Source organism: Flavobacterium sp. TN-1 (assembly GCF_052828645.1).
The window spans coordinates 2,123,265-2,147,996 of the sequence record NZ_CM128253.1 but is presented as its reverse complement, the minus strand read 5'-3'; the positions used below and the strand labels follow the sequence as shown (position 1 = coordinate 2,147,996).

The window sequence follows — 24,732 nt, the reverse complement described above, 5'->3', positions numbered from 1 at the left end:
AAGAACGAACGCACAACAGCAGTTTGGCAAAATGGCGGGTTTAGTGCTAAATTCAACGGAAGTTCTTCGATTGAACTTTTGTGCAAAACGGAACATTTGTGCTTCGATTTCCGCCACTTCGCCAAGCTGCAAACCGTTGTAGGTAATTGTAGAGAACCACGCGTTGAAAGAAAAACAACTTAAAATTATGCTTTGGAATAAAATTTGTAGAATATTTGAAAAACTTTTGATTATTTTATCATTAAAAAATTCAATTATGAATGTTGAAAAATCAGAAGTATTTAGTACATTTGCAATATGTTAGTTACAAGACAAGACATAATAATTTTAAAAAATTTATCAACTACAAAAGAACTTATTGCAGTTGATGGGATTCCTAGTACCTTTAAAAAAGACTTTCAACTTTTCTTTTTTGGAAAGACTTTTTTAAAAAAAGACGATACTTTATTTGCATATCCTCATGATATTAAAAAGTGGACTCGCTTTATGTTTAATAAATATAGCGGGTAATAGTCAATGCTTCCAGACTATTTATTAGAATTTAATAAAGTCCTTTTAAGATTCCAAGATAAATTTCCTAGAAATGAATGGTCTTCTGAGTTTAGAGATTCACTAATAAATGATTATTCTTTTTATTCAGCTAGAGTTGAGGATTCAAAACTTCAATATGGCGACACAATTCGTTTTTTAAATAACGAAACTGTACGAGGTATCAATCTTGATTCTTTACTTGGTATCTCAGAACATCAATCTGTTTTAAAAAATCTTCTTGAAAATTTAGAAAATTTCAAGTTAACTGAAGAAATAATCAAAAATGTTCATTCGTGCTTAATGAGTTCTCCATTAGCATGGGAAACCGATTTTAAACCAGAACTTGTTGGAAATTACAGAAATGTCCCAACGATTGGATCTAGACAACCCTTTTTTGACAATAAAGAATATGCTCCTCATTTTAATTTAGAATTTATAATGGCTTCTTGGGTTGATATATTTAACGATAGACTAAATGATATTGACAACACAGTAATAGAAAAACATTTATTGACAAGGATTGCTTTCTTTCACAATAAATTTTTAAATGACATACATCCATTTGCCGATGGAAACGGTCGTGTATGCCGAATTATCATAGGAGCAGTTTTAATGACTAATAATTGCCCACCAATATTTCCAGAAGTCACAACCCAAGATGAACAAATAGAATATATCTCAACAATTGTAAAATGTGAGCAAAATAAAAATGATGATTTATTAGTTGAATATTTTGCAAAAGGAATGACAATGTATCTTCAGAAAAGAATTAATAGTTGATATTTAAATTTATGCCGACTTATTAAAAAAATCACAAAAGTCCCAATAACAACTACCTACAACAGCGGTAATTTTACTAAAAACGAGACGTTTAACAATAAAATTTAATATTTGAAGATGTTAAAAAGAGAAGATTATTTAGCGATAATTGAAGAAATCAGAAATACTGATAAAAAATCAATTGACGAATTCATTGAAAAAATTCTTGAACCAATAAGGAGTGAAAATGAAAACTTTATTGAAATTCTCTACAAAGACATTTTTTATTTAATTAAAGATATTGATAGAAAAGGAGAAAATGATTTATTAATTGAAAACGGTGATTTGATACTTGAAAATGGCGAGATTAAATTAACAGGTTATCAATCGAGATTGCATAATTTATCAATATGGCTTCATATGGAAGTCTGTAAAAAATTTATGGAAGAAAATCCTTTTAAATTTACAGAAAATATGGAAAATTTTGAAACCAACTTTTTAAAAAAACCTAATTATACGCCTGAATACAAAGCTAAACTTGATAAAATAAAAAGAAGTTTAAAAAAAGAACGAAAATTAAATTTAGGCGAAAATGATAGTTTTTGGAATAAGATTTTAGATATTGACAATCTTGAATTGAAACCTAATATTGCGGGAATTGGTTTAAATTTTAATGAAATAATTAACAAATTCAGAAAATAAAATGGAAGTAAAATTTGATTTAGTAAGAATTGGAAAAATTAGAAAAAATAGTATTTCTGAAACGATTCTAAAACAGAATATTGACTTGTTAAGAAATGAAATTCGTAGATTTTTGATTGACGAAACTATTAACAATAAAAATAATATACTTAATTTAGTAATGATAATTCCAGGTAAAGGTCATAATGTTAAAATAGCTTTGCATGAAATTAATGACTTAAATATAAAAAAACAGTTGAAAAACAATTTTCCAAATTCAATATACAAAGGAGAATATTCAATTATTTTGAATAACACTGAAAATAAAGTTTTTAAGAACTATTAAAGAGAAAAAACTACCGCTAACAGCGGTTTCAAGAAATGGCGAGGCTTGGGATTTATCAGAAATTGGAAAGGTTATTAATTTAAAGTTTTGTTTATATTTGTGAAGGCTTGGTCTTGGTTCATCGCCACTTCTTAAAGCCGTGAAACGTCAGGCCGTGAAAAAACCTCTTTTTTGAATACAATTCATCCCACCAAACTGACATAACTTTGTTTTAAACAATGCTATTTTTGAACTTATTTTGAGGTGTTTCAAAAAATATAAAGCCTATAAACAGGTTTAAATAAGTCGTTTTTATCAAAAACAAGTCCTTTGTCTTGTAAGGTGAGTTCCAAGCTTTGATTTTTGCTATTAAATCAGGGACTCCAAGAATATTTATGGTACGCTTGATGTTGTACACTAGCATAATCAAGCTATGTTCACCGTTTACTTTTTCTAATCCTATCAAATTGGTATGATTGTATCCCCATCGGCATCTTTCAAAAAAGAAACAAATAGTTTAAAGAGTTGTTTAAGAGCTTTGGGATTGTCTTTTCTAAAATCAGAAATACTGTGATAATTAGGACGAATATCTTCTAACAACCATTGCATTTCAATATTACGAATACACTCTTTTTCTAGCTTTCTGGAGCTGCGAATACCATTCAAATAACCGTATAAATAGATTTTAAGAAACACTTGGATATTGAAACTTGGACGACCTTCTTTTTTAAAATCACTGCTGTAAATCCTACTTTTTGAAAGTCTATGTGTTCAACAAAAGCATCTATGAATCGAACTGGGTTTTCAGAAGTAATTTTGTCTTCTAAACTCGATACATGTAGCTGATTACGGGAAATCCCTTGGATATGCTGCATTTTTAAAAATACGAAAATCCCTCTTTTTTAACAATCTATTTTAGTTATATTTGGTGGAGTTTGTGAAGTTTTTTCACAGACTGCCGTTAGCCAACATTAAAAAAACTTGACATAAATATTAAATATTATGTTTATAGACTCTTTTCTAGAAGATAAAATTAAAAGATCAATTCAAAAAGCAAAAATTGATTTAGAATCTAGACACGTTAACCTAAAAGAAGTACCCGAAGAAATTTTAAAGAAGAAAATAAGTGAAAATTTTGATACTTTAAATTTTTTTCAAAGTCATAATCCAAAACCCTCAATATTATTTGTAGATAAAGTTAAACTTACAAAAGTAGTATTAGAAGAGAAAAGTAATTCACGTTACAAATCTATAATTGGTTCAGGTCTCATAATAGCAGGTCAGCCAATCATAAAAAAACGGTTTGTAATGTCAGGTTCATCCATTGGAACATCAATAGCTTCAAAATATTTATCCAAAGCTTTGCCACAAAAGTTGCCATTTAGAGTTCTTGGAACTACAGTCGTAGGTCGTGCAATTGGAAGAATTGTTCCATATGTTGGATGGACATTATTGGCAATTGATATAGTAGAAATAATCATTGAATGTACAGAACATAAGGACGATGCTAAAGGGTTTTATGAAGGATTTGGAGGAGGTTCGTTTAGCGGAGGTGGAGCAGGAGGAAGATTTTAAAATAAAGATATGAAAAGTAATTTAAATAAAGAATTTTATGCTTTTTTGAAAGAAGAAATTAACATTAACATTAATGAAAATTCTCCAAATTTCAGATTAGAGAAAGACCTAAATATATATGGTGAAGATGCATTTGAATTTATAGAAAAATTTGCTAATAGATTTAACGTTAATCTTGATAATTTTAATTTTGAAAAATATTTTAATCCTGAAATAGACAGAATTAGTCTATTTTTTAAAGAAAAATTCAGAAAGAATAATAAATCAGAATTAACAATACAAGATTTAAAATCCGCCATAATAAATGGAAAATTTGAGTAAATTACGTCGGCTAACAAGCGTTTTGCAAAATTGCGATTTATACAGTAATATTATATTTTTATTTCGCTTAGAATGTTTATTCTAGTGTAAAGTAAGTTGTCACGTAATCCGCAACTATGCAAAGCCGCGGAACGTCAGGCTGTGAAAAAACCTCTTTTTTGAATACAATTCATCCCACCAAACTGACATAACTTTGTTTTAAGCAATGCTATTTAAGGATATACAAGAGGTATTTAACGCCTCTTTTTTTTGAAGTCTACTTTAGGTGGTTTTTTGAGTGATTTCCTTCACTTATGGGAAAATCCCCGTACTACTTTATTTTGAAAAAGTTTTTTGGGGAGTATATGCAAGACAAAACGTCTTGTGAGCTCCTCTATAGAAAGTGTCATCTGCTTTTTTAAATCCCTTATGACTTGTAATGTTTATAGTGTAACTTGAGCCACACTTAGGACACTTTTTTATTTTTTTCACAAATAAAGAAGTACATTGAAAGTAGTTTCAATATACTTCTCTTTATCTACTTATTTCATTGGGCTTAATAACATTTTTTAGGTGCTATTTTTTACTACATTGTCTTTTTAGCTATTCTTTACAACTAATCGAAATCCTTCTCCATGAATATTAAGTATTTCGACGTTTTCGTCGTGTTTAAGATATTTACGTAACTTTGCAATATAAACATCCATACTACGAGAAGTGAAATAATTATCATCTCTCCAGATTTTAGTTAAAGCTAACTCACGTGGCATTAAATCATTTTCGTGCAACGCTAACATTTTCAATAGCTCATTTTCTTTTGGAGAAAGTTTTACTGGCTCGTCACCAGGATATGTTAAAAAACGTAATTTAGCATTTAAATGGAATTTACCTATACTAAACTCATATTTACTACTATCTCCTTTCATTTCAGAAGCTTTTCGTTGAATAATAGCTCTGATTTTCATCAGCAACACTTCTGAATCAAAAGGTTTGTTCAAATAATCGTCTGCTCCTACCTTATATCCTTTTAGAACATCTTCTTTCATGGTTTTTGCTGTAAGAAAAATAAGAGGTACTTCTTTGTTTTTTTCTCTTATTTCTTTGGCTAATGTAAAACCATCTTTATAAGGCATCATAACATCTAGAATACACAAATCGTATTCGTCTTTTTTAAACTTCTCGAAGCCTTCCATTCCATTTTTAGCCAACGTTACTTCAAAATCATTCATACTTAAATAATCTCGAAGAATTGAACCAAAATTAGGGTCATCTTCTACTAACAATATTTTTTTTACCATTTCCATAATCAAACTATTAAGGGTAATTTTATTATAAATGTACTTCCTTTACCTTTTTCACTTTCTACTACCACTTCTCCATGGTGGTCATCCATAATTCTTTTTACATAGGCCAATCCTAATCCATGTCCTTTAACATTGTGTATATCGCCTGTGTGTTCTCTATAGAATTTATCAAAAATCTTTTTTTGTGCTACTTTACCAATTCCTATTCCATTGTCTTTAATTTTTATAACAATAAAATTTTTAACGTTTTCTGTGCTTATATTTATTACAGGTTTTTCAGGTGTGTATTTAACTGCATTTTCTAAAACATTTACTAAAACGTTCGTAAAGTGTATATCATTTAGTAAGGCTTTTGATTTTAATGCTTTAAAATCGGTTTTCATTTCGCCTTGTCGATCTTCTACAATTAAACTTACATGTTCAATTGCTTCTTCTAACATATCATGTACATCATGACATTCTTTTGTTATATCTAATTCTTTTCTTTCTAATTTTGAAATTCTTAAAACATTCTCTACTTGTGCATGCATTCTTTTATTTTCGTCTTTGATCATTTGCAAATAACGTTGCACTTTTTCCTTGTCATCAATTACTTTAGGATTTCGAATAGCATCTAAAGCTAAGTTAATTGTTGCAATGGGGGTTTTAAATTCATGTGTCATATTGTTGATAAAATCTGTCTTGATTTCGGAAATATGACGTTGAGTATTAAGCTGTTTTAAAGCACTATAATAGGCTACGATTATAATAGATGTGAATAAGAAAGCTAGAAATGCAATTCCAACAAAGTCAGAGGCTAAAAAGACTTTCTTTTTAGGAAAACTCAACAATAATTGATATCTACTAATGCCATCGTTATCCGTAAATAGGGGTGTATCGTAGGTATTTTTTTTATCGTATTTAAAATGTTCCGATTTAACTTTAGTGGCTAAACCGTTATTATAAATTCCGAACTCAAAAGGAGTATTTATCCCTAATGCTTTTAGTTCATTTGCAAATAAAACTTGTAATTGTTCTACACTTACTCTTTGCGAAACTTGTCTGGTTGCTGCTATATCTTTAAAATTAAGTTCAAAAGTTGCTTTATCTAAAATTTCAACCACCCCTGCTTTTTCTATTCGTTCAGAAGGATAAACCACTGAACTCATCTTTTGATCATTTAAAGTGGTTTCATTATACACTTCTGTTACGCGTTTTGCCACATAATTTTTGATTCGTGTAGAATCATTGTTTTTATCAAAGAACGATGAAGATACGGAGTAATCTTCGGGAATTATACTATTTGAATAAATTATGGTTTGATTTGTTAATTCATTTTTTTCTACATAAAAAAACTTCATTAATTCACTTCGTTCTGGTTCTTTTCCTATACTGTCTTTTATTTTACTAAATCGACTCAAAAAGGTATAGACTTCCTGCTCTTCTACTTCTCTTGCTACGTTATCAATAACTTGTTTTACTTGATATTTAAATTGTTCTTCTTTATTTTTAAAAGAAACATTTATCAAATATCCTTGCACAACTACAATTCCTAGAAGAGCGATGGACATTAATACTACGACAAAACGGAACCAATTCTTATTCATTGAAGCAAATATAATATTTTAACATTCATTTGTTAAAAAAATTAACCAAACATTAACAATAAAAGATTTTAGTATGAATTTGATAAAATTTTAAGAATATCATCAAATTGTTTTTGAGTTTCTTTTAAATTTTCATTTATTATAACAAAATCACTTTTTAGACGCTTTTTCTCATCTGATAATTGATTTTGCATACGATCTAAAACAGCTTTTTTAGTTAAGTTATCACGTTGCATTACTCTTTTGATACGTGTTTCTTCTGAAGCGGTAACTAAAATAATTTTATCACATTTTTTATAATTTCCACTCTCAATAAGTATGGCTGATTCTTTTACTACAAAGGAATGAAAATGATGTAGTTGCAACCATTGATCAAAGTGTTTCGCTACCAAAGGATGTATCAAATTATTTAATGTTTTTAATTTGGAAGGATTATTGAAAACAATTTGAGCTAATTGTTTTCGATTTATTTTACCTTCTAGCAATACACTACTCCCAAATAATTCGGTGACTTGCTGAATTGTTTGGGGTAGTTCCATTATTTTACGAGCTTCTTCATCAGCTATATAGATAGGGATTCCTTTATCTTGAAATAAACGGGCTATTGTGGTTTTTCCACTTCCTATCCCTCCTGTTAATCCAATAACTTTTGTCATTAAACTTTAAAAAATAATTCAGGAAAAGCTTCCTCTGGCATTTTTTTTAAGATATTAATTTTGTAATACGATTCTATAAAGCCCATACCGTATCCAAAAAACTGTCTCCAAACAGCTATAATAGAATACAGCCCTACTTTTAAATTTTTATTTTTATAGGTTGAAACAAGAAATATGGCTACTGTGTATAAAAAATATAGTTTTAATAACCAATCAAACAGAAATAGGAAACTCAGAAGTATACCTGTAAAAAAACCTAACACAAATAATGAGGGTAAAAAGAATGTGGGTTTTGCGTGTTCAGGATACCATTTATTTAAAATAGGCCTTACCTTACCAAATTTATTAACTTGAATATAAAATTTTTCCCAATCAATTCTTCTTTTATGGTATACAAACGCGCTAGGAATTAACTTTGTTTCAAATCCCATTTTCCATAATCTAATTGACAAATCAGGATCTTCTCCTGGATGAATATTAGAAAATCCTTTTGATGCTTCGAAGGCTTTTTTAGAAATTCCCATATTAAAGCTTCTAGGCTGAAATTTTCCAATTTTTTCACTAGCTCCTCTTATACCTCCTGTAGTGAGTACGGAGGTCATAGCAAAATTAATTGCTTTTTGAATTGGTGTAAACGTGGACAACATATCATCTGGTCCGCCAAAACAGTCTACATATTTTTCTGACAAGGATTTTTCTACTTCTAACAGATACTGTGGCGGAAGTATACAATCTGAATCCAAAATAATATAATAATTTCCTTTTGCATATTGCATTCCAAAATTACGAGAGTCTCCTGGCCCTGAATTATATTTTAAATAATAAGTCAAATTCAACTCTGCTCTATACTTATCTACTATATGTTCACAAGGTATTGTAGAACCGTCTTCAACAATTATAATTTCAAAAGGTTTATTATAAGTTTGTTTAGTCAAACTTTCTAATAATTCATCTATTTCATCTGGTCTATTGTAAACAGGGATAACAAAAGAAAAATTCATTCTTCTTACTTTTTTGACAAAGTTACATTTTTAACAAAAAATAATAATGAAAAATAAGTGCTTTTTTACCTTAATTTGTCTTTTTTTTACAAAAAACATTTCAAAATAGGGTTCTAATATAAACTACTTTAATTTTGTCATTATATCTCAGTTTATTCATTTTTTTATAAAAATACTATCTTTTTATTTTTACAAAAGTTTATTTTCTTTATTTTATTGGAATTAGTTACCCAAAATCACTGTGAAACATTTTTTAAAGAGGTTTAAGCCTGCTCTGAAAATTTCAAAAAAAGAATTCTAAATACCTTTTGTTTGTATTTAATTTTTAAAATTAAAAAACATATCGAGAATTTTACTTTTTAATCCAGTATATTTTAAGTCTAAATAAAAAGAGGTTTTCTAAATAATTAGAAAACCTCTTTTTATTTATTTATTAGGCTATTTATTTTATACTTTCAATAGGAACTATTTCGCTTGTATCAGCTAAATAATCAACTCCTTCAAAACCGAAACCAAATAGGTTTAAGAAATCATTTTTATAACCTGCTAAATCTCCAATTTCTTTTAAAGTTTCTGTATCAGCTTGTTTCCACAAAGTTTTAACAGTTTCCTGAACATCATCGCGCATTTCCCAATCATCTACACGAATACGTCCTTTTTCATCTACTGGTACTGTTGCTCCATTATATAAGCATTCTGAAAATAAACGCTGCATTTGTTCAATACATCCTTCGTGTATTCCTTTTGCTTTCATTGTTTTATATAATAATGATATATACAATGGGATGACAGGAATTGCTGAACTGGCTTGCGTAACCAAAGCTTTATTTACAGATACGAAAGCACGTCCGTTAATATCCTTTAATTTTTCGTCTATTTCAAAGGCTGTTGCTTCAAGGTGATCTTTAGCACGACCAATCGTTCCTTTTCTATATACTGCTTCTGTTACTTCTGGACCAATATAAGAATAGGCAACAGTAGTAGCTCCTTCGGCTAATACTCCAGCTTCTTTCATAGCATCAATCCACATTGTCCAATCTTCTCCCCCCATTACAACTACTGTATTATCTATATCTTCTTGTACAGCGGGTTGAATAGAAACTTCCGATACTACTCCGGTATGAAAATCAACCGTTTTATCACTAAAAATCTGACCAATAGGTTTTAATACAGAACGATGTAACACTCCTGTATTTGGGTGCATACGTACAGGAGAAGCTAAACTATATACGACAAGATCGACCTGTCCTAGATCTGATTTTATCATATTAATTGTTTTTTCTTTAATTTCTTTTGAAAAAGCGTCTCCATTAATACTTTTAGCGTATAAGCCTCCTTTTTTAGCTTCTTGTTCAAAAGCGGCAGAATTATACCATCCTGGGGTAGCTGTTTTTCCTTCTGTTGGTTCTTTTTCAAAGAATACTCCAATTGTAGAAGCATTACTACCAAAAGCAGCTGTAATTCTAGAAGCTAAACCAAATCCTGTAGAAGCACCAATTACTAATACTCTTTTTGGTCCATCTATTTTTCCTTTAGATAATACGTAATTAACTTGGTTTTTTACACTTTGAGCACAACCATCAGGGTGCGCTGTCAGGCATATAAAACCTCTCATTCTTGGTTCAATAATCATATCTTTTCAATTAGTTTGATTAGCAAATTTAATTTAAATAATTAGTTAAGCAAAGCTTTTGCATGTGCAATGGCTGAGTCTGAAATATTTTTACCTGATAACATTTCTGCTATTTCTATAATTCGTTCTTCTTGGGATAGTAGTTTTAATTCAGAAATAGTAACATCTACTCGATCTGATTTAAAAACTTTATAATGCTGTTGTCCTTTTGAAGCAATTTGAGGTAAATGTGTAATAGCAAAGACTTGCATTTTATGACTCATTTGTTGCATGATATTGGCCATTTTTTGAGCTACTTCGCCAGATACTCCTGTATCTATTTCATCAAAAATTATAGTAGGTAATTTTGAATAGTTTGCTAAAACTGCTTTTACAGCTAGCATTATACGAGACATTTCTCCTCCTGATGCTACTTTTTTTAGCAATCCAAAATCAGTTCCTTTATTAGCAGAAAACAATAACTGGATTTCATCTTTTCCATTTGGCAAGAATGTTGTTGACTCTTTTATATCAAATTCAAAACGAGCATTTGACATTCCTAATTCGTTTAGAATTTCTGTAATTTGAGTGATCAAAACTGGGACTATTTCTTTACGTTTTTTTGAAATTTTTGTTGCCAATTCTGTTACTTGTTCATTTTTAATATTTATTTCGGCTTGTAACTTTTGTATTTGTTCATCAAGATCATCTGCAAATATCACTTTTGCATCTAAGTTTTTTTGAATTTCAATTAATTCTTCAACTGTATTTACTTGGTGTTTTTTTTGAAGGTTGTAGATAAGTTGTAATTTCTGATTAACGAATTCTAATTTTTCAGGATCATTAACTAGTTTTTCGCTTTGATTTTCTAAATCTGTAACTAGGTCATCCATTTCTATCAAGATGCTTGTTATTCTTTCTAACAGAATTTGATATTCTGGAGAAAAATCTCCTATTTTTTGAAGTGAATTTTTTACTTCTTTCAAATTTTGTAAAACACCTATTTGTTCTTCATTACTTAACGCAATGGATTTGTCGAGATTTTCTTTTATAATTTCGATATTATTTAGTTTTTCAAAAATATCTTCTAATTCTTGTTGTTCTCCTTCTTTGAGATTGGCTTGAAGTAATTCTTGTAGTAAGAAAGTGTTATAATCTGCTTCTTTTGCTAAGGATTCTTTTTCTGATAAAATCTTTTTTAAGTTTGCTTGAAGCGACTTATAATGTTTTAAATTTTTTTGATAGAGTTGTAATAGGTTTGCATTAGATGCAATGGCATCTAATATTTCAATCTGATAGGATTCTTCCGTTAATTCTCTTGTTTGTTGTTGTGAATGAATATCAATTAAAAATGTACCTAATTCTTGTAATTCGGTTAAATTAACAGGACTATCATTTACAAAAGCTCTTGATTTTCCAGAAGGAAGGATTTCACGTCGAATAATAGTAATTTCTTCAAAATCCATATCATTTTGTTCGAAAAATTCTCTAAGATTATATGCTGATAGATTAAAATGTGCTTCTATTACACATTTTTGTTCTTTATCTTTTAAAGAGCCTAAATCTGCTCGGTTTCCTAAAACTAGTCCGAGTGCTCCTAATAAAATAGATTTACCAGCTCCTGTTTCACCAGTAATTATAGAAAACTGATTAGAAAAATTCATTTCTAATTGTTCTATTAATGCAAAATTTTTAATTGATAATTGTACGAGCATGTGGTAAAATTAAAAACTAATTTGACTCCATTTGTTAATATTTGTAGGAGATAATTTACTTAATGTTTCAACTAATTGATTAACTTCCATTTTAGGTCCACCAGAAAATATATTTAAAATTTCATCTGATTTAGTATCAAAAAAAACGCGAGTTAAATAAGCATTTGGTCGAGATGTGGCTATTTCTTTTAAATTAAAAATAGCTTTTTGAATGGTTTCTTTGCTTTGTTTAGGATTTTCATTCATTCTATCTAACGCTCCTAAATGGTAGTCATAAGTCATTTTGCGATAAGGCGAAAAAGTTGGTGACAATATATCATTTACTAAGAAATAACGACTTTGTGGTGAGGTATTCCCCCATGCTTTTTCTTGTGTAACTTGTGCTTGTGCTACAATATTAGATGCTGTTTCGAAAGATTTTGTTCCTCCTTCTAGAGCAAAGGTATCTGCATCTATTCCAATAATCATGTTAGCATAAAAAGCTACAACTGAGATGAGATTAGATTCGTAAGCGTTTGGGTTAAAAACTAAATTTTGAAATTCATTATAGGTGAAACTAAATTCTTTATCATTGATATTTAAAATAGGGGTTGTATAGGTTGTATTGTATACAGGACGAGTAGCTGTAACTTGTAAGCTACCAGAAAATTGATTTACATTATCGAAAGAAGTAATATTAAAGAAAAATGAACAATTGATTTTTTCATTTGATTTATAATTTTTATCTGTCCATTTTGTATTATTCATAAACTCTGTAAGTGATTTTTTCAAAGTTTTAAATATTTGCTGATTAGTTCCTGTAACTTGACTTGTATTAAGTTCTACTATACAATTCAACTCCTGTGCATAATAGGAATTGAAGAAGAAATAGATAAATAAGATGAAAATTTTACGCATAATGATTGACAATTTTATTTACTATATCCAAAGCTACTTCTTCTTTTGATTTCAGATTATGGGGTTCTATATGGAAGTTTTTATCAATAAAAGTGACTTTATTGGTAGGTTGTCCAAAACCAGCTCCTAAATCATTCAATGAATTTAATACAATTAAATCTAGATTTTTTTTCTGAATTTTTTGTTTTGCATGTTCAATTTCATTTTCCGTTTCTAAGGCGAACCCAATCAAGAATTGATTTTTTTTATTTCTCCCAAGAGAAGCTAATATGTCTTTTGTTTTTTCTAATTCTATTGTAAACGTTGGGTCGTTCTTTTTTATTTTTTGAGTGGCGATATTTTTAGGTTTGTAATCTGCTACTGCTGCTGCTGCGATGACTACATCTGCTGTGTCATAATATTCAAGAGAGGCATTATACATATCTTCTGCTGAACGTACTCGTTTTATCTGAATTGTTTTGTTTTTAGGCTGAAGATGAGTAGGGCCTGTAACTAGCATTACTTGGGCTCCTAAATTGGCTGCGGCATCAGCTATATCAAATCCCATTTTTCCTGTTGAATGATTACCTATAAATCGAACTGGATCTATAGCTTCATAAGTAGGTCCTGCGGTAACTAATATCTTTTTTCCTTTTAACGGTAATTTTCTTTCTAAATCTTTTTCAATGAAAGCTATGATATTTTCAGGTTCAGCCATACGTCCTTCTCCAGATAAACCGCTTGCTAATTCGCCATTTTCAGCAGGTATCATAGTGTTTCCAAAACATCTTAAAGCTTCAAAACTTGCTAAAGTAGAGGGATGTTTGTACATGTCTAAATCCATTGCTGGTGCAAAATATACTGGACATTTAGCAGATAAATAGGTTGCTAATAAAAGATTATCGCAATTTCCATTTACCATTTTAGACATTGTATTTGCAGTAGCTGGTGCTATAATCATAAGATCAGCCCATATCCCTAACTCTACATGATTATTCCATAAAGCTGAAGTATTTTCTTCATTAAAAAAATGGATATAAACAGGTTTTTTAGATAATGTTGAGAGGGTTAACGGAGTAACAAAATCAACAGAAGCAGGTGTCATAATTACTTGAACCTGAGCACCTGCTTTTATTAAAAGTCTTACTAATGAAGCCGACTTATAAGCGGCAATTCCACCAGTTACGCCTAGTATTACTTTTTTACCACTTAAAACCGACATGTTATAAGCCTATATTATTTAGTATTTTTATGATAGATTTTTCCTTCTAACCACTCTTGTACTGCTAAAGCATGTGGTTTTGGTAATCTTTCATAAAATTTAGAAACTTCTATTTGTTCTTTATTTTCAAAAATTTCTTCAAGACTATCATTATAAGTAGCAAATTCGTCTAATTTTTCTATTAATTCTTTTTTGATCTCAGAATTAATTTGATTAGCTCTTCTTGCCATAATTGTGATAGCTTCATAGATATTTCCGGTTGGTTCTTCAATTTTGTTTTTATTATAAGTAACCGTGTTAACTGGAGCTGTTGTCTTTTTTAAATCCATTCTAATATCCTATTTTTGAAATTGTTGTAAATCCTTTTCTATACGAACCAACATTTGATCCGCTTCTTTTTTAAAACTTGAATCTGTTTTAAATTTCATTAATCCATTATAAGCTATTCGAGCTTCTTTTAAACGTTCTTCCATCTTACTAGGAATACTATTTATTGCTAATTTATAAGAAGAATCTAGTTTATAGAATAATGCTTTTTCTTTATAAGTTGTTCCTGGATAATCTATTAAGAAATTATCAAATGCTTTTAAAGCTGCTTTATAATCTGAAATGGTATTATACTGCTTTGCTATTTCGAATGCTTTTTTTTCTAATTTTTGTTCTAATTCTAAAACCACTTTATTTGCTTCTGATAGGTATGTTGAACTAGGATACTTATTAATAAATTCTTGCATTTTTGAAATGGCTTTTTCAGTATCTGCTTGATCTAACGAATAAACAGGTGATAACTCTGAGTAAGCCTTAGCTCCTAAGAATGCTGATTCTTCTGCATTTTTACTTTTAGGATATAAAGCGCTGAAACTTTCAAACTGATAACCTGCTAGATAATATTGTTCTGTTATAAAATATGATTTAGCAAACATATAGTAAAGATCCTCAGCTTCTGATTTTCCTCTATACACGGGAGCTATTTGTTCAAAAAGACGAATAGCCTTAGTATATTTCTTTTGCTCATACTTATGAGTGGCAGCTGTTAATTTTACAGCTGGATCCTCTGATTTTAATGCTTTTTGATATTCACTACAAGAAGCTAACAACATTGCAGATAAAATACCGCTTATATATTTATTCATAAAAATTCACCAACTTTTTTCAAAGACTTATTTAGAATACCACAAAACACTCTCAAAAGTCAGAGTGCAAAGTTAATTATTAATTTTTTACTTCAAAACTTTATTTTTCTGCTATTTAGTCAATTGTTTTGTAAACGCATCTAAACGATTAGCTAAATCTTCATTTACATTCACTAAAGGTAAACGTAACGTATTTTCAGATAAGCCTAAAGATTTGAAAATTTCTTTTACTCCTCCTGGATTTCCTTGCTCAAAAATCATATCTATGCTATCCATTAATTTATAGTGTAAAGCATACGCCTCATCTACTTTTCTTTTCAGTCCTAAACGTACCATTTCTGAAAATTCTTTTGGATAACCTTCTCCTATTACGGATATTACACCAGCTCCACCTGCTAATACCATTGGTAAAGTTATCATATCATCTCCTGAAATAACCAAGAAATCCTTAGGTAGTAATTGTATTAATTTCATCGCTTGCACTATATCTCCTGCTGCTTCTTTTATACCTATCACGTTTTTACATTCATTAGCAATACGCAAAACGGTATTGGGTTGCATATTACTTGATGTTCTCCCTGGTACATTATATAAAATAACAGGAAGAGGTGAAGCCTCTGCCACCATTTTAAAATGTTGAAAAATCCCTTCTTGTGTAGGTTTATTATAGTAAGGCGAAACTGACAAGATAGCATTAAAAGATGACAAATCACGTGTTTTTAACTCTTCTACTACTTTCATTGTATTATTTCCTCCTACTCCTAAAACCAGAGGCAATCTACCTGCATTAGCTGCAACGATAGTATTTATTACTAATTCTTTTTCTTCTGATGACAAAGTAGCTGATTCTGCGGTAGTTCCTAATACTACCAAATACTCTACTCCTCCTTCAATAACGTAATTAACTATTCTTGTTAATGCTTGCACATCTACCGAAAAATCTTTTTTAAAAGGTGTTATCAAAGCTACACCCGTACCTATGAATGATTGCATTTTATTATATTCTTTTTAAAATTTTTAAATATTTAACTAATTCTTCTAGAAAAATCTTGAAATTTTGAGCATTTGTATTTATTATCAAATGATTTAACCTTTTATCTATTGTTGAAAAACCTACCTTAAATAAGGCTTTTGAGTTGTGTGTAACTAATAACAAAGGTGCTTTTTCTACATCATAATAACTTATTAACAGATCAAAAGGGGTATATATAAATTCATTAACAAACGGAGCCGAAAATTGTCCATTCCAGTTAATATCTTTAAAAGAAAAAGTGGGAAAAGTTAAATTTACCTTTTTTTCTAACGGATCTCTATAAACTAAAACTTTAATATTATCTCGTTTAAACCCTTTATTTATCAATTCATTTATGAGTTCTTCTTTTTTAAAAGAGTAAGAATCTTCTAATAAAAGCCCTACTTTTTTGACAGAATTAACTAATAAAGTATCTTTTACGGGTTGTAAAGTAGAATTTAATATTTTTTTTAACGATAATGCTTTTATATAGTTTATAAACATATTATTTTTGTCGTCTTGTTTCTTTTGAAACGAATTAATGTTAACAAGCTTTAAATAGTATATTAAATACTAGGTAAAAGTATAAAAAAGAGTAGGAATAAATGAAACATTTTGGTTTAATTTTAACGTTAATAACGTTTAGCTTTGCTACAGGTGCTCAAAATGTAGTAACAGAAATTCATGGTAAACAAATTAAGGTGGAAGCTAGTGTAGGTAGTATTCAGGAATATGAAACCTTAATTTTACCTTACAGGCAACAAATAAACAAAGATCTAGACAAAGTACTAGCTTACAATCCTCAATTGTTAGACAAAACAAAAGGAACAAAATTCCAAAGTAATATTGGCGATTTATTTGCTGAAATTATATTGGAAAGAAGTAGTCAAGTACTAAAAGAAAGAGAAAATAAAGTGGCTGACATCTCAGTTTTAAACAGTGGAGGAATAAGAACTGTTATTCCTCTAGGAAATGTGACGGCTAGAAACGCTTTTGAAGTAATGCCTTTTGAAAATGCAGCTATGATTTTAGAAGTGAAAGGAGATGTTATTTTAGACTTTATTAATTTCTTTATTAAAGAAAAAAAACCACATCCTTTTGCAGGAATGACTTTTTCTATAACGGCTGACAACAAACCTAAGGATATTAAAATAGGTAAAAATAATTTAGATTTAGAAAAAACTTACTATGTAGCAGCCAATGACTATTTAGCTAGTGGTGGCGATCGAATGGAATTTTTCTTAAGAGCTACTCGCAAAATATCTATTGATTATAAATTAAGAGATATGCTAATTGACTATTTTGATTCAGTAGATATTGTAAAAGTTCCACAAATTATTAAAGTTACTCAAGAATAACACTTAAAGAAAAGAGATTATGAAAAGAAGAGATTTTTTAAAAAATACAGTTGCTAGTTCTACTTTATTAGGATTAGGAGGTTTATCTTTAAGTAGCTTTAATACAGCTGGTTCTTTACGAAAACTTACTATTTTACATACTAATGACACACATAGCCAAATAGATCCTTTTCCTGAAGGACATCCTAAAAATCCAAACCTAGGAGGAGTTGCAAGAAGGGCTGCCCTCATTAGCCAAATTCGCAAAGAAGAAGATCATGTATTATTATTAGATGCAGGCGATATTTTTCAAGGTACACCATATTTTAATTACTACGGAGGAGAGATTGAATTCAAAGTTATGAGCATGATGAAATATGACCTTGCTACGATAGGTAATCATGATTTCGACAATGGCATTACAGGATTATATGGGCAATTACCTAACGCTTCTTTTGAGTTTGTTTGTGCTAATTATGATTTTAAAAACACTATATTAGATACACATATCAAACCTTATAAAATCTTTGAAAAAGCAGGAATTAAAATAGGAATATTTGGTTTAGGAGTAGAACTATATGGTTTAGTAGATCCTAGGTATTACAAAGAGACTAAATACCTAGATCCTGTAGAAATAGCAAATGATATAACGAAAAAACTAAAAGAGGTTGAAAAATGTGATTTAGTCATTTGTTTATCCCATTTAGGTTTTGAGTATAAAAATGAACCAGAAAGAATTTCAGACATCAACTTAGCAAAAAAAACAAAGAATATTGATTTAATTATTGGAGGTCATACACATACTTTCCTAGATAAACCTGTAATTGAAAGAAATTTAGATGACAAAGAAGTCTTAATTAATCAAGTAGGCGCTTATGGTATTAATTTAGGTCGTATTGACTTTTATATAGATGATCAAAAAAACATAGCTCCAGGAACAGGAAGAAAAATCGTTATATAAAATGGTTACGATAGGCATTCTTTAGTCTCTACTGAAGACAATTACTTTATTATTTAAAAAAAGAAATAGCCTAATAATAAAATAAACCCCGTCTTGATTTTTTTCAAAAACGGGGTTTATAGATTTAATACCTTTTAAATTTAAAATATACTGGATTAAAAAGTAAAATTCTTGATCTCTTTTTTCATTTTAAAACATCCGGTTTGTCACTCCGTAAGGAGGAATCTCATAATAAACATTATGTAATTTCTCCCTTTGGTCGGAATGAAAAAGATTTCGAACTTTTTGAACAGTCTCAAGGTTAAAAAATTATTATTATGAGGAAATTTCAAAGTTTAAATGGTATAAGAAAGATACTTTAAAAAAAGAAAAAAGAATTACAAATCATTTTCTTTTTAATTAATGATTTCTTTATAAATATTTTCATAAATAGGCACTATATTTTCTACGGAAAATAATTTGGCTGTTTCAAAAGCTTTTCTTTTAAATTCGTTTAGCACATCATCATTTGAAAGAATTTTAAGAGCATTTTGAGCCATATCATCTATATCTCCAACCGAACTTAAAAAACCTGAAACACCATTTATATTAACTTCTGGCAAACCACCTGAATCGCTTGATATGACAGGTACTTTATTAGCCATAGCTTCTAATGCTGCCAATCCAAAACTTTCTGTATCAGAAGGTAATAAAAACAGATCTGAATAACATAAGATCTGACTAATTTCATGACTGTTCCCAAAAAAAATAACTTTTTCTTCAATACCTAATTCTCTACAAAGCCATTCTGCCTTTTCTTTTTCAGGTCCATCACCCACCATCATCAGTTTAGCAGGTATTTTTTCTTGTATTTTATAAAAAACTTTAATAACATCAGGTATTTTTTTAACTTTTCTAAAATTACTAATATGGGTAATAATTTTCTCTTCTGGTGTAGCCATTACAGACCTCTTACAAATTAGATTCTGAGCTTCTGTTTCTTCAATTTCTATAAAATTAGGGACTACTTTTATTTCTTTTGTTACATCAAAATATTTCAACGTATCTTCTTTTAAGCTTTTTGAGACAGATGTTACTACATCTGACTTATTGATACTAAAAGTAACAGCTGGTTTATAGTAAGGATGGTTTCCTACTAAGGTTATATCTGTACCGTGCAATGTGGTAACCATTGGCAGATTAATTCCTTCTTCTTTTAAGATCTGTTTGGCCATATAACCCGCATAAGCATGAGGTATAGCATAATGTACATGTAATATATCTATTTTATAAAGTTTTACCATATCTACTAGTTTACTCGAAAGAGCTAATTCATAGGGTTGGTAATGAAATAATGGATATTCAGGCACATTTACTTCATGATAATGTACATTATGATTCAAAAGTGCCAAACGCACAGGTTGACGATAGGTAATAAAATGAATTTCATGACCTCGGCGAGCCAACTCTAAACCTAATTCTGTTGCTACTACACCGCTACCTCCAAATGTTGGATAACAAACTATTGCTATTTTCATAAATAATGAAAAATATTATTATTCTAAAAATTGTTCTACTCTTTCACCTAATCTTTATGGTGTTAACAAACTAATAGGAGTAGATATTTTTTAAAAATTATTAAAAAAAATGAGGTTGTCCAAAAAGTAATAAATCAACATACAGTTTTTTACTCCGACGAAGGAGGAGTCTCATTCAATATTATGTAATTCCTCTCTTTGGTCGAAATGATAAGATTTCGAACTTTTTGGACAGTCTCAAAAAAAAAATTCGTAAAGTAAATTTATTACTTTACGAATTTACTATATTTTAAAAAATTAAATACTAGTTTCACTAAATATTAACGATTAATCAAGAATTGAATCATAAACTATTTGTTGAATTTTTTCTCTTGTATTTTCTTTTGCTAGTTTATTTGGGGCATTACTATCAGGAAAAGTTCTATTGGATAAGAATATATAAATGAGTTCTTTTTCTGGATCAGCCCAAGTCATAGTACCAGTAAAACCTGTATGTCCAAAACTAGTTATTGATGCACATCCACAAGTTGGGCTTTCCCCTTTTAATTGAGGTTTATCAAACCCTATTCCTCTTCTATTTCCCTCAGTACAAAAATAACAAGTATTGAAATCGTCCATTGTTTTAGAAGAAAAAAACTGAATTCCTCCGTAACTTCCCTTATTCAAGTAAAGCTGCATCATTTTTGCAATATCACTCGCATTTGAAAATACCCCTGCATGACCTGCTACGCCTCCTTGCATAGCTGCAGCCATATCATGTACATATCCTTGAATTATATCCTGACGAAAATAAGTATCTCTTTCTGTGGGTGGTATTTGATCTATTTCTATTTTTTTCAAAGGATTATACATCGTATAATTCATTCCCATTTTTGAAAAGAAATTTTCATTTGCCAATTTATCTAAGGTGGTATTATGATTTGTTTCTAAATATTCTTTTAACAAAATAAAGGTAAAATCGCTGTATTTATATTCTTTTTTAGGTAATAACGGACTTTTTAATATTTTGGATATAATTGAATCTTTATAACTGTCTATTAAAAATAAACTTTCAGATACTTGTGTTGTAAAACCTTCTGTTTCTGTTTGACGATATAATTTTTCTGATGGTTTTTTAGTAAGTGAATCAATTGTTTTTTTATAGAAAGGTTCCCAGGGTTTTAATCGTGCATAGTGTGACAGTAAATCTTTAAAAAAAATAGAATCTTTGTTTGTTCCTCTTGCTTTAGGAAGCATTTCCCCTAAACGGGTTTCTAAATTTATCTTTCCTTTATCATAATCAATCATTACATTGGGTAAAGTACCTATAATTTTAGATAAAGATGCAATATCGTAAACATCTGTATTTTTAACTTTTGAATCTTGTTCATAGGTGTGATAACCGAATGATTTATGATAAATTATTTTTCCTTTTCTTGCAACTAAAATTTGTGCTCCTGGTGTTATTTTATCATCAATTGCTTTTTTAACTATATCATCAATTTGTTTTAATTTATTAGAACTCATCCCTACTCCTTCTGGGACAGAAAAGCCTAATCTATCAATTTTTTCGGTAGAGAGCCCTTCTCCTACCTTAAAATATTCTTTAATAGAAACAGGCAATTTACCTTTTGATTCTATTGCTCCAAAAATTAATTCAGCTGAAATAGTTTGTGGTATATCCCCATTTTGGTAGCTAACTATTAGTCCTTCTATATTGTCAAAGGATTTAATTTTAAGCAATGTGTATGGTTTCACGAAAACATCTAGGATTACATCGTTTTGAGCTGCTATTTTTTCTAACCAAAGTAAATCTTTTTCAGAAAAATCATGTTTACGCCATGCTTTATCCGACTTATGGTATCCTATAATTACCGTATTAAATTCTTTTAAATTAATTAAAAGACTATCTAGATTTTTTTCTTCCATTTCTTGTACTTCTGCATATTTTTTCAATGTGTTCAAGAAGACAGTACTCGAATCATCTCCTAATTTTACGTAGGCAATTTTAGCTTTTGTTAGATCTTTTATAGGTAATAGAGAATGTTCATTTTTTAAAACCGTAATTGCGTTTTCAAATAATTTATATTGTAATTTATTACCTTCTGGATCATTTAAATCATTAGACAACCCTACTAAATCTATAGGCTTATACTGGTGTAAACCTGCTTTATATTTATAACTTAAAATCTTTTTTACAGAATGTTCTAGACGATCATCTGTAATTATTTTATCGTTATAGGCTTGTGTAAATTTAGTAATGGCTGCTGGAACATCTTCTGCAAATAACATAATATCATTGCCTGCTAAGAAGGCTTCTAAATCTATATCGCCTGGTTTTTTAAAACTACTTGCTCCTTTCATATTAAGAGCATCTGTAAAAATCAATCCTTTAAAGTCTAATTCTTTCTTTAAAATATTTGTTACTATATTATAAGAAGTAGAAGAAGGATAATTTTGACGTTCTTCTAAACTTGGCACATTTAAATGAGCTACCATAACAGAAGATAATCCCAAGTTGAACATTTTTTTATAAGGATATAATTCAACTGAGTCTATGCGTTCTTTTGTAAAGTTTACGACGGGCAAGGTATGATGAGAATCTGTTTCCGTATCGCCATGACCGGGAAAATGTTTTCCTGTAGCAAATACGCCTTGACTTTGAATTCCTTTCATTAAGGCTACTGCTCGCTTGGTTACCTCTTCTCTATTTTCCCCAAAAGAGCGATTTCCTATAATGGGGTTATTAGGATTTGTATTAATATCAATTACAGGAGCAAAATTAAACTGTAATCCCATTCTTTTGGTTTCCTTAGCCATTCTTTCTCCTAATTGTTCTATTAATTTCATATCTTGAACAGCACCTAAAGTCATATTCCAAGGATAAGCATAAGTAGAATCTAATCGCATATTAAGTCCCCACTCTGCATCATTACCTACAAAAAGGGGTATTTTAGAATTTGCTTGAAAACGATTTGTTAATTTTGCTTGACGCATTGGACCTCCTTGAAAGAAAATTAGTCCTCCTATTTTATAATTCTTTATAAGTTTATCTAATGCGTTAAAATGAACTGTATCTTTATTAGAATACGCTGCAACCATAAAAAGTTGTCCTAATTTTTCTTCAAAACTTAACGAATTATAGATACTATCAACCCATTGACGTTCCCCTGTTAATTCGTTAAATAGATTGAATCCTTCCTTAGTAGGATCTATAAATTTTTGAATTACAGGTATATTTTTTGTTTCTGTCATAACAGTGCCTTGTCTTTTACGATTTTTTATAACCGCACATTGCATCATTAATAAAGCTATTACAGAAAAGAATAAATACTTAAAAATAGAAAACTTCATGTTTATTGATTAAAAAAAGCGGCTATGCCAGCTTTCATTTGCAGGAACTTCCCAAGAATCATTCAGTTCCTCTATAGTATTAACTAAATTATTAAAAACAATGGTAGACGCTGAAACTGCTTTTTCTTTAGCCATTTTCTTGAAATCTATTAATGATTTATGCGCTATAAAATCCCCATTTTTAAAAGTAACGTTCATTTTATCCAACAAATCAATGTCATATTTTTTTTCTAATTGCTGAATAAATTGTACTGAGCTATCAATTGAACACCCTGTAGGTGCTTGTACATCAGCATTCACTGCTAAAATAACGAAACGATTATATCTAATATCAAATGATGCTTCTAAAGAAGCACCATGAGCTGACCAATCATCAATAAATTTTTGGACATGAGCGGCTATTTCTACCACTTCGTCATCACTTAATTTACGGTTGGATTGATAAATCCAAACACGTGAATCAAGTGGCATTTTTTCAAAAGGTATATACATCTTAATATTATAAATCTTGGGCGTTAGCAATTAATTCTGCTACATCCAGTACTTTTACATCATGTTCACGATGTTTTGCTTTAGTACCGTCTGTTAGCATTGTATTACAAAAAGGACATCCAGCAGCTATGATATCTACTTTAGTTGCTAGTGCGTCTTCTGTACGTTCAACATTAATGTCTTTATCTCCGTTTTCAGGTTCTTTAAACATTTGTGCTCCTCCTGCTCCACAACATAATCCGTTAGCCTTAGAACGTTTCATTTCAACGAGTTCTGCATCTAACTTTTGAATTAGGTCACGAGGTGCTTCATATATTTTATTGGCTCGCCCTAAATAACATGGGTCGTGGAATGTTATTTTTTTACCTTTAAACTGACCTCCTTCAATAGTCAAACGACCTCGATCTAATAACTCTTTTAGGAACTCAGTATGATGTACTACTTCAAATTCTCCTCCTAATTCAGGATATTCGTTTTTGAGAGTATTAAAACAATGAGGGCAAGCTGTAACAATTTTTTTTGTTTCATAAGCCTTTAGTACTTCAATATTCATAAAAGCTTGCATTTGAAACAAAAATTCGTTTCCTGCACGTTTTGCAGGATCTCCTGTACAAGCTTCTTCGGTTCCTAAAACCGCAAAATCAACACTTGCTTTATTTAAAATTTTAACAAATGCTTTTGTTATTTTTTTAGCTCTATCATCAAAACTACCTGCACATCCTACCCAGAATAAAACTTCTGGCTGTTTTCCTTGAGCTAACATTTCTGCCATTGTAGGCACTATTAAATTTTCTGACATAACTC

The 24,732-nt window shown here is 29.7% G+C and carries 25 protein-coding genes and 1 pseudogene; 8 read left to right on the top strand and 18 right to left on the bottom strand.

The genetic code is table 11. The annotated features are described in order from the left end of the window. Positions 1–297 precede the first annotated feature (297 nt). The 4 genes from ACUXZJ_RS09435 (at position 298) to ACUXZJ_RS09420 (ending at position 2,317) form a co-directional block, all read left to right on the top strand. Entirely contained in the window at positions 298–510 is a 213-nt protein-coding gene (locus ACUXZJ_RS09435; protein WP_060381895.1) for a hypothetical protein, read from the top strand. A 6-nt stretch (positions 511–516) separates the two neighbouring features. Next, the gene (locus tag ACUXZJ_RS09430) at positions 517–1,311 is read left to right on the top strand and encodes a Fic family protein (RefSeq protein ID WP_060381894.1); all 795 of its coding nucleotides are present in this window, start codon (positions 517–519) and stop codon (positions 1,309–1,311) included. A gap of 117 nt (positions 1,312–1,428) precedes the next feature. Next, positions 1,429–1,992: a hypothetical protein gene (locus ACUXZJ_RS09425; RefSeq protein WP_060381893.1), complete on the top strand. Its 564-nt coding sequence runs from the start codon at positions 1,429–1,431 to the stop codon at positions 1,990–1,992. Between the two features lies 1 nt (position 1,993). Further along, complete coding sequence (locus ACUXZJ_RS09420) at positions 1,994–2,317, top strand: hypothetical protein (RefSeq protein WP_060381892.1); 324 nt, start codon at positions 1,994–1,996, stop codon at positions 2,315–2,317. Between the two features lie 211 nt (positions 2,318–2,528). Here ACUXZJ_RS09420 and ACUXZJ_RS09415 read toward each other — a convergent pair whose 3' ends face one another. Continuing rightward, on the bottom strand, positions 2,529–2,762 hold the full coding sequence (locus tag ACUXZJ_RS09415; protein ID WP_446194804.1) for a hypothetical protein: 234 nt from the start codon (positions 2,760–2,762) through the stop codon (positions 2,529–2,531). 8 nt (positions 2,763–2,770) lie between these two features. Then, a pseudogene (locus ACUXZJ_RS09410) lies at positions 2,771–3,171 on the bottom strand (transposase); the annotation flags it as partial. A 127-nt stretch (positions 3,172–3,298) separates the two neighbouring features. On the opposite strand from ACUXZJ_RS09410, the gene ACUXZJ_RS09405 reads away from it, so the two are divergent. Both ACUXZJ_RS09405 and ACUXZJ_RS09400 read left to right on the top strand, forming a co-directional pair. Then, a complete protein-coding gene (locus ACUXZJ_RS09405) occupies positions 3,299–3,871 on the top strand; it encodes a hypothetical protein (protein WP_063744053.1) in 573 nt (190 codons plus the stop codon). Positions 3,872–3,880: 9 nt separating this feature from the next. Then, positions 3,881–4,192 (top strand): DUF1493 family protein, encoded by a 312-nt coding sequence (locus ACUXZJ_RS09400; protein WP_063744055.1) that lies wholly within the window; start codon positions 3,881–3,883, stop codon positions 4,190–4,192. 578 nt (positions 4,193–4,770) lie between these two features. On the opposite strand, the gene ACUXZJ_RS09395 is transcribed toward ACUXZJ_RS09400, so the two are convergent. The 12 genes from ACUXZJ_RS09395 to ACUXZJ_RS09340 all read right to left on the bottom strand — a co-directional run bounded on the left by ACUXZJ_RS09395 (position 4,771) and on the right by ACUXZJ_RS09340 (position 16,792). Continuing rightward, positions 4,771–5,475 carry a response regulator transcription factor gene (locus ACUXZJ_RS09395; RefSeq protein WP_063744057.1) on the bottom strand — a complete coding sequence of 235 codons (705 nt, stop codon included), beginning with the start codon at positions 5,473–5,475 and terminating at the stop codon, positions 4,771–4,773. Between the two features lie 2 nt (positions 5,476–5,477). Then, entirely contained in the window at positions 5,478–7,061 is a 1,584-nt protein-coding gene (locus ACUXZJ_RS09390) for a sensor histidine kinase (RefSeq protein ID WP_446194802.1), read from the bottom strand. A gap of 68 nt (positions 7,062–7,129) precedes the next feature. Beyond that, positions 7,130–7,717 (bottom strand): dephospho-CoA kinase, encoded by a 588-nt coding sequence (gene coaE / locus ACUXZJ_RS09385; RefSeq protein ID WP_060381889.1) that lies wholly within the window; start codon positions 7,715–7,717, stop codon positions 7,130–7,132. Then, positions 7,717–8,718, bottom strand: coding sequence for a glycosyltransferase (locus ACUXZJ_RS09380; RefSeq protein ID WP_060381888.1), 1,002 nt, complete (start codon positions 8,716–8,718; stop codon positions 7,717–7,719). Before ACUXZJ_RS09380 ends, coaE begins: the two co-directional genes overlap by 1 nt. 442 nt (positions 8,719–9,160) lie before the next feature. After that, a complete protein-coding gene (gene fabV / locus ACUXZJ_RS09375; protein ID WP_060381887.1) occupies positions 9,161–10,351 on the bottom strand; it encodes an enoyl-ACP reductase FabV in 1,191 nt (396 codons plus the stop codon). Between the two features lie 41 nt (positions 10,352–10,392). After that, on the bottom strand, positions 10,393–12,045 hold the full coding sequence (recN, locus tag ACUXZJ_RS09370; protein ID WP_060381886.1) for a DNA repair protein RecN: 1,653 nt from the start codon (positions 12,043–12,045) through the stop codon (positions 10,393–10,395). 9 nt (positions 12,046–12,054) lie between these two features. Next, a complete protein-coding gene (gene porD, locus ACUXZJ_RS09365) occupies positions 12,055–12,942 on the bottom strand; it encodes a type IX secretion system protein PorD (protein ID WP_060381885.1) in 888 nt (295 codons plus the stop codon). Continuing rightward, a complete protein-coding gene (coaBC, locus tag ACUXZJ_RS09360) occupies positions 12,935–14,143 on the bottom strand; it encodes a bifunctional phosphopantothenoylcysteine decarboxylase/phosphopantothenate--cysteine ligase CoaBC (protein ID WP_063744059.1) in 1,209 nt (402 codons plus the stop codon). The genes porD and coaBC overlap by 8 nt, the downstream gene beginning before the upstream one ends. A 14-nt stretch (positions 14,144–14,157) precedes the next feature. Further along, positions 14,158–14,472, bottom strand: a complete 315-nt coding sequence (locus tag ACUXZJ_RS09355; RefSeq protein WP_014165513.1) for a DNA-directed RNA polymerase subunit omega — start codon at positions 14,470–14,472, stop codon at positions 14,158–14,160. A gap of 9 nt (positions 14,473–14,481) precedes the next feature. Then, complete coding sequence (locus ACUXZJ_RS09350) at positions 14,482–15,276, bottom strand: outer membrane protein assembly factor BamD (RefSeq protein WP_060381883.1); 795 nt, start codon at positions 15,274–15,276, stop codon at positions 14,482–14,484. A gap of 111 nt (positions 15,277–15,387) precedes the next feature. Continuing rightward, on the bottom strand, positions 15,388–16,269 hold the full coding sequence (gene dapA / locus ACUXZJ_RS09345; RefSeq protein ID WP_060381882.1) for a 4-hydroxy-tetrahydrodipicolinate synthase: 882 nt from the start codon (positions 16,267–16,269) through the stop codon (positions 15,388–15,390). Between the two features lie 4 nt (positions 16,270–16,273). Then, the gene (locus tag ACUXZJ_RS09340; RefSeq protein ID WP_060381881.1) at positions 16,274–16,792 is read right to left on the bottom strand and encodes a DUF6913 domain-containing protein; all 519 of its coding nucleotides are present in this window, start codon (positions 16,790–16,792) and stop codon (positions 16,274–16,276) included. Between the two features lie 101 nt (positions 16,793–16,893). On the opposite strand from ACUXZJ_RS09340, the gene ACUXZJ_RS09335 reads away from it, so the two are divergent. After that, a complete protein-coding gene (locus ACUXZJ_RS09335; protein ID WP_060381880.1) occupies positions 16,894–17,646 on the top strand; it encodes a 5'-nucleotidase C-terminal domain-containing protein in 753 nt (250 codons plus the stop codon). Positions 17,647–17,665: 19 nt separating this feature from the next. Beyond that, positions 17,666–18,586 (top strand): bifunctional metallophosphatase/5'-nucleotidase, encoded by a 921-nt coding sequence (locus tag ACUXZJ_RS09330; RefSeq protein WP_063744061.1) that lies wholly within the window; start codon positions 17,666–17,668, stop codon positions 18,584–18,586. A gap of 395 nt (positions 18,587–18,981) precedes the next feature. Here the strand turns inward: ACUXZJ_RS09330 and bshA are convergent, their stop codons facing one another. From bshA to ACUXZJ_RS09310, 4 genes are all read right to left on the bottom strand, one after another. Continuing rightward, a complete protein-coding gene (gene bshA / locus ACUXZJ_RS09325; protein WP_060381878.1) occupies positions 18,982–20,103 on the bottom strand; it encodes an N-acetyl-alpha-D-glucosaminyl L-malate synthase BshA in 1,122 nt (373 codons plus the stop codon). Between the two features lie 327 nt (positions 20,104–20,430). Continuing rightward, entirely contained in the window at positions 20,431–23,436 is a 3,006-nt protein-coding gene (locus tag ACUXZJ_RS09320; RefSeq protein ID WP_446194796.1) for a glycoside hydrolase family 3 N-terminal domain-containing protein, read from the bottom strand. A 9-nt stretch (positions 23,437–23,445) separates the two neighbouring features. Then, positions 23,446–23,928: a hypothetical protein gene (locus ACUXZJ_RS09315; protein WP_060381876.1), complete on the bottom strand. Its 483-nt coding sequence runs from the start codon at positions 23,926–23,928 to the stop codon at positions 23,446–23,448. A gap of 7 nt (positions 23,929–23,935) precedes the next feature. Then, positions 23,936–24,727 carry a (Fe-S)-binding protein gene (locus ACUXZJ_RS09310; protein ID WP_060381875.1) on the bottom strand — a complete coding sequence of 264 codons (792 nt, stop codon included), beginning with the start codon at positions 24,725–24,727 and terminating at the stop codon, positions 23,936–23,938. Positions 24,728–24,732: the final 5 nt, after the last annotated feature.

What these genes read in the sequence shown, in the direction of transcription:
- ACUXZJ_RS09380 (WP_060381888.1), bottom strand. Translation starts at nt 8,718, where the DNA reads ATGAATTTTTCTTTTGTTATCCCTGTTTACAATAGACCAGATGAAATA.
- ACUXZJ_RS09405 (WP_063744053.1), top strand. Translation starts at nt 3,299, where the DNA reads ATGTTTATAGACTCTTTTCTAGAAGATAAAATTAAAAGATCAATTCAA.
- ACUXZJ_RS09315 (WP_060381876.1), bottom strand. Translation starts at nt 23,928, where the DNA reads ATGTATATACCTTTTGAAAAAATGCCACTTGATTCACGTGTTTGGATT.
- ACUXZJ_RS09330 (WP_063744061.1), top strand. Translation starts at nt 17,666, where the DNA reads ATGAAAAGAAGAGATTTTTTAAAAAATACAGTTGCTAGTTCTACTTTA.
- ACUXZJ_RS09335 (WP_060381880.1), top strand. Translation starts at nt 16,894, where the DNA reads ATGAAACATTTTGGTTTAATTTTAACGTTAATAACGTTTAGCTTTGCT.
- ACUXZJ_RS09425 (WP_060381893.1), top strand. Translation starts at nt 1,429, where the DNA reads ATGTTAAAAAGAGAAGATTATTTAGCGATAATTGAAGAAATCAGAAAT.
- ACUXZJ_RS09340 (WP_060381881.1), bottom strand. Translation starts at nt 16,792, where the DNA reads ATGTTTATAAACTATATAAAAGCATTATCGTTAAAAAAAATATTAAAT.
- dapA (WP_060381882.1), bottom strand. Translation starts at nt 16,269, where the DNA reads ATGCAATCATTCATAGGTACGGGTGTAGCTTTGATAACACCTTTTAAA.
- ACUXZJ_RS09420 (WP_060381892.1), top strand. Translation starts at nt 1,994, where the DNA reads ATGGAAGTAAAATTTGATTTAGTAAGAATTGGAAAAATTAGAAAAAAT.
- ACUXZJ_RS09400 (WP_063744055.1), top strand. Translation starts at nt 3,881, where the DNA reads ATGAAAAGTAATTTAAATAAAGAATTTTATGCTTTTTTGAAAGAAGAA.
- coaE (WP_060381889.1), bottom strand. Translation starts at nt 7,717, where the DNA reads ATGACAAAAGTTATTGGATTAACAGGAGGGATAGGAAGTGGAAAAACC.
- coaBC (WP_063744059.1), bottom strand. Translation starts at nt 14,143, where the DNA reads ATGTCGGTTTTAAGTGGTAAAAAAGTAATACTAGGCGTAACTGGTGGA.
- ACUXZJ_RS09320 (WP_446194796.1), bottom strand. Translation starts at nt 23,436, where the DNA reads ATGAAGTTTTCTATTTTTAAGTATTTATTCTTTTCTGTAATAGCTTTA.
- ACUXZJ_RS09435 (WP_060381895.1), top strand. Translation starts at nt 298, where the DNA reads ATGTTAGTTACAAGACAAGACATAATAATTTTAAAAAATTTATCAACT.
- bshA (WP_060381878.1), bottom strand. Translation starts at nt 20,103, where the DNA reads ATGAAAATAGCAATAGTTTGTTATCCAACATTTGGAGGTAGCGGTGTA.
- porD (WP_060381885.1), bottom strand. Translation starts at nt 12,942, where the DNA reads ATGCGTAAAATTTTCATCTTATTTATCTATTTCTTCTTCAATTCCTAT.
- fabV (WP_060381887.1), bottom strand. Translation starts at nt 10,351, where the DNA reads ATGATTATTGAACCAAGAATGAGAGGTTTTATATGCCTGACAGCGCAC.
- ACUXZJ_RS09430 (WP_060381894.1), top strand. Translation starts at nt 517, where the DNA reads ATGCTTCCAGACTATTTATTAGAATTTAATAAAGTCCTTTTAAGATTC.
- ACUXZJ_RS09390 (WP_446194802.1), bottom strand. Translation starts at nt 7,061, where the DNA reads ATGAATAAGAATTGGTTCCGTTTTGTCGTAGTATTAATGTCCATCGCT.
- ACUXZJ_RS09395 (WP_063744057.1), bottom strand. Translation starts at nt 5,475, where the DNA reads ATGGAAATGGTAAAAAAAATATTGTTAGTAGAAGATGACCCTAATTTT.
- ACUXZJ_RS09350 (WP_060381883.1), bottom strand. Translation starts at nt 15,276, where the DNA reads ATGAATAAATATATAAGCGGTATTTTATCTGCAATGTTGTTAGCTTCT.
- ACUXZJ_RS09310 (WP_060381875.1), bottom strand. Translation starts at nt 24,727, where the DNA reads ATGTCAGAAAATTTAATAGTGCCTACAATGGCAGAAATGTTAGCTCAA.
- ACUXZJ_RS09355 (WP_014165513.1), bottom strand. Translation starts at nt 14,472, where the DNA reads ATGGATTTAAAAAAGACAACAGCTCCAGTTAACACGGTTACTTATAAT.
- recN (WP_060381886.1), bottom strand. Translation starts at nt 12,045, where the DNA reads ATGCTCGTACAATTATCAATTAAAAATTTTGCATTAATAGAACAATTA.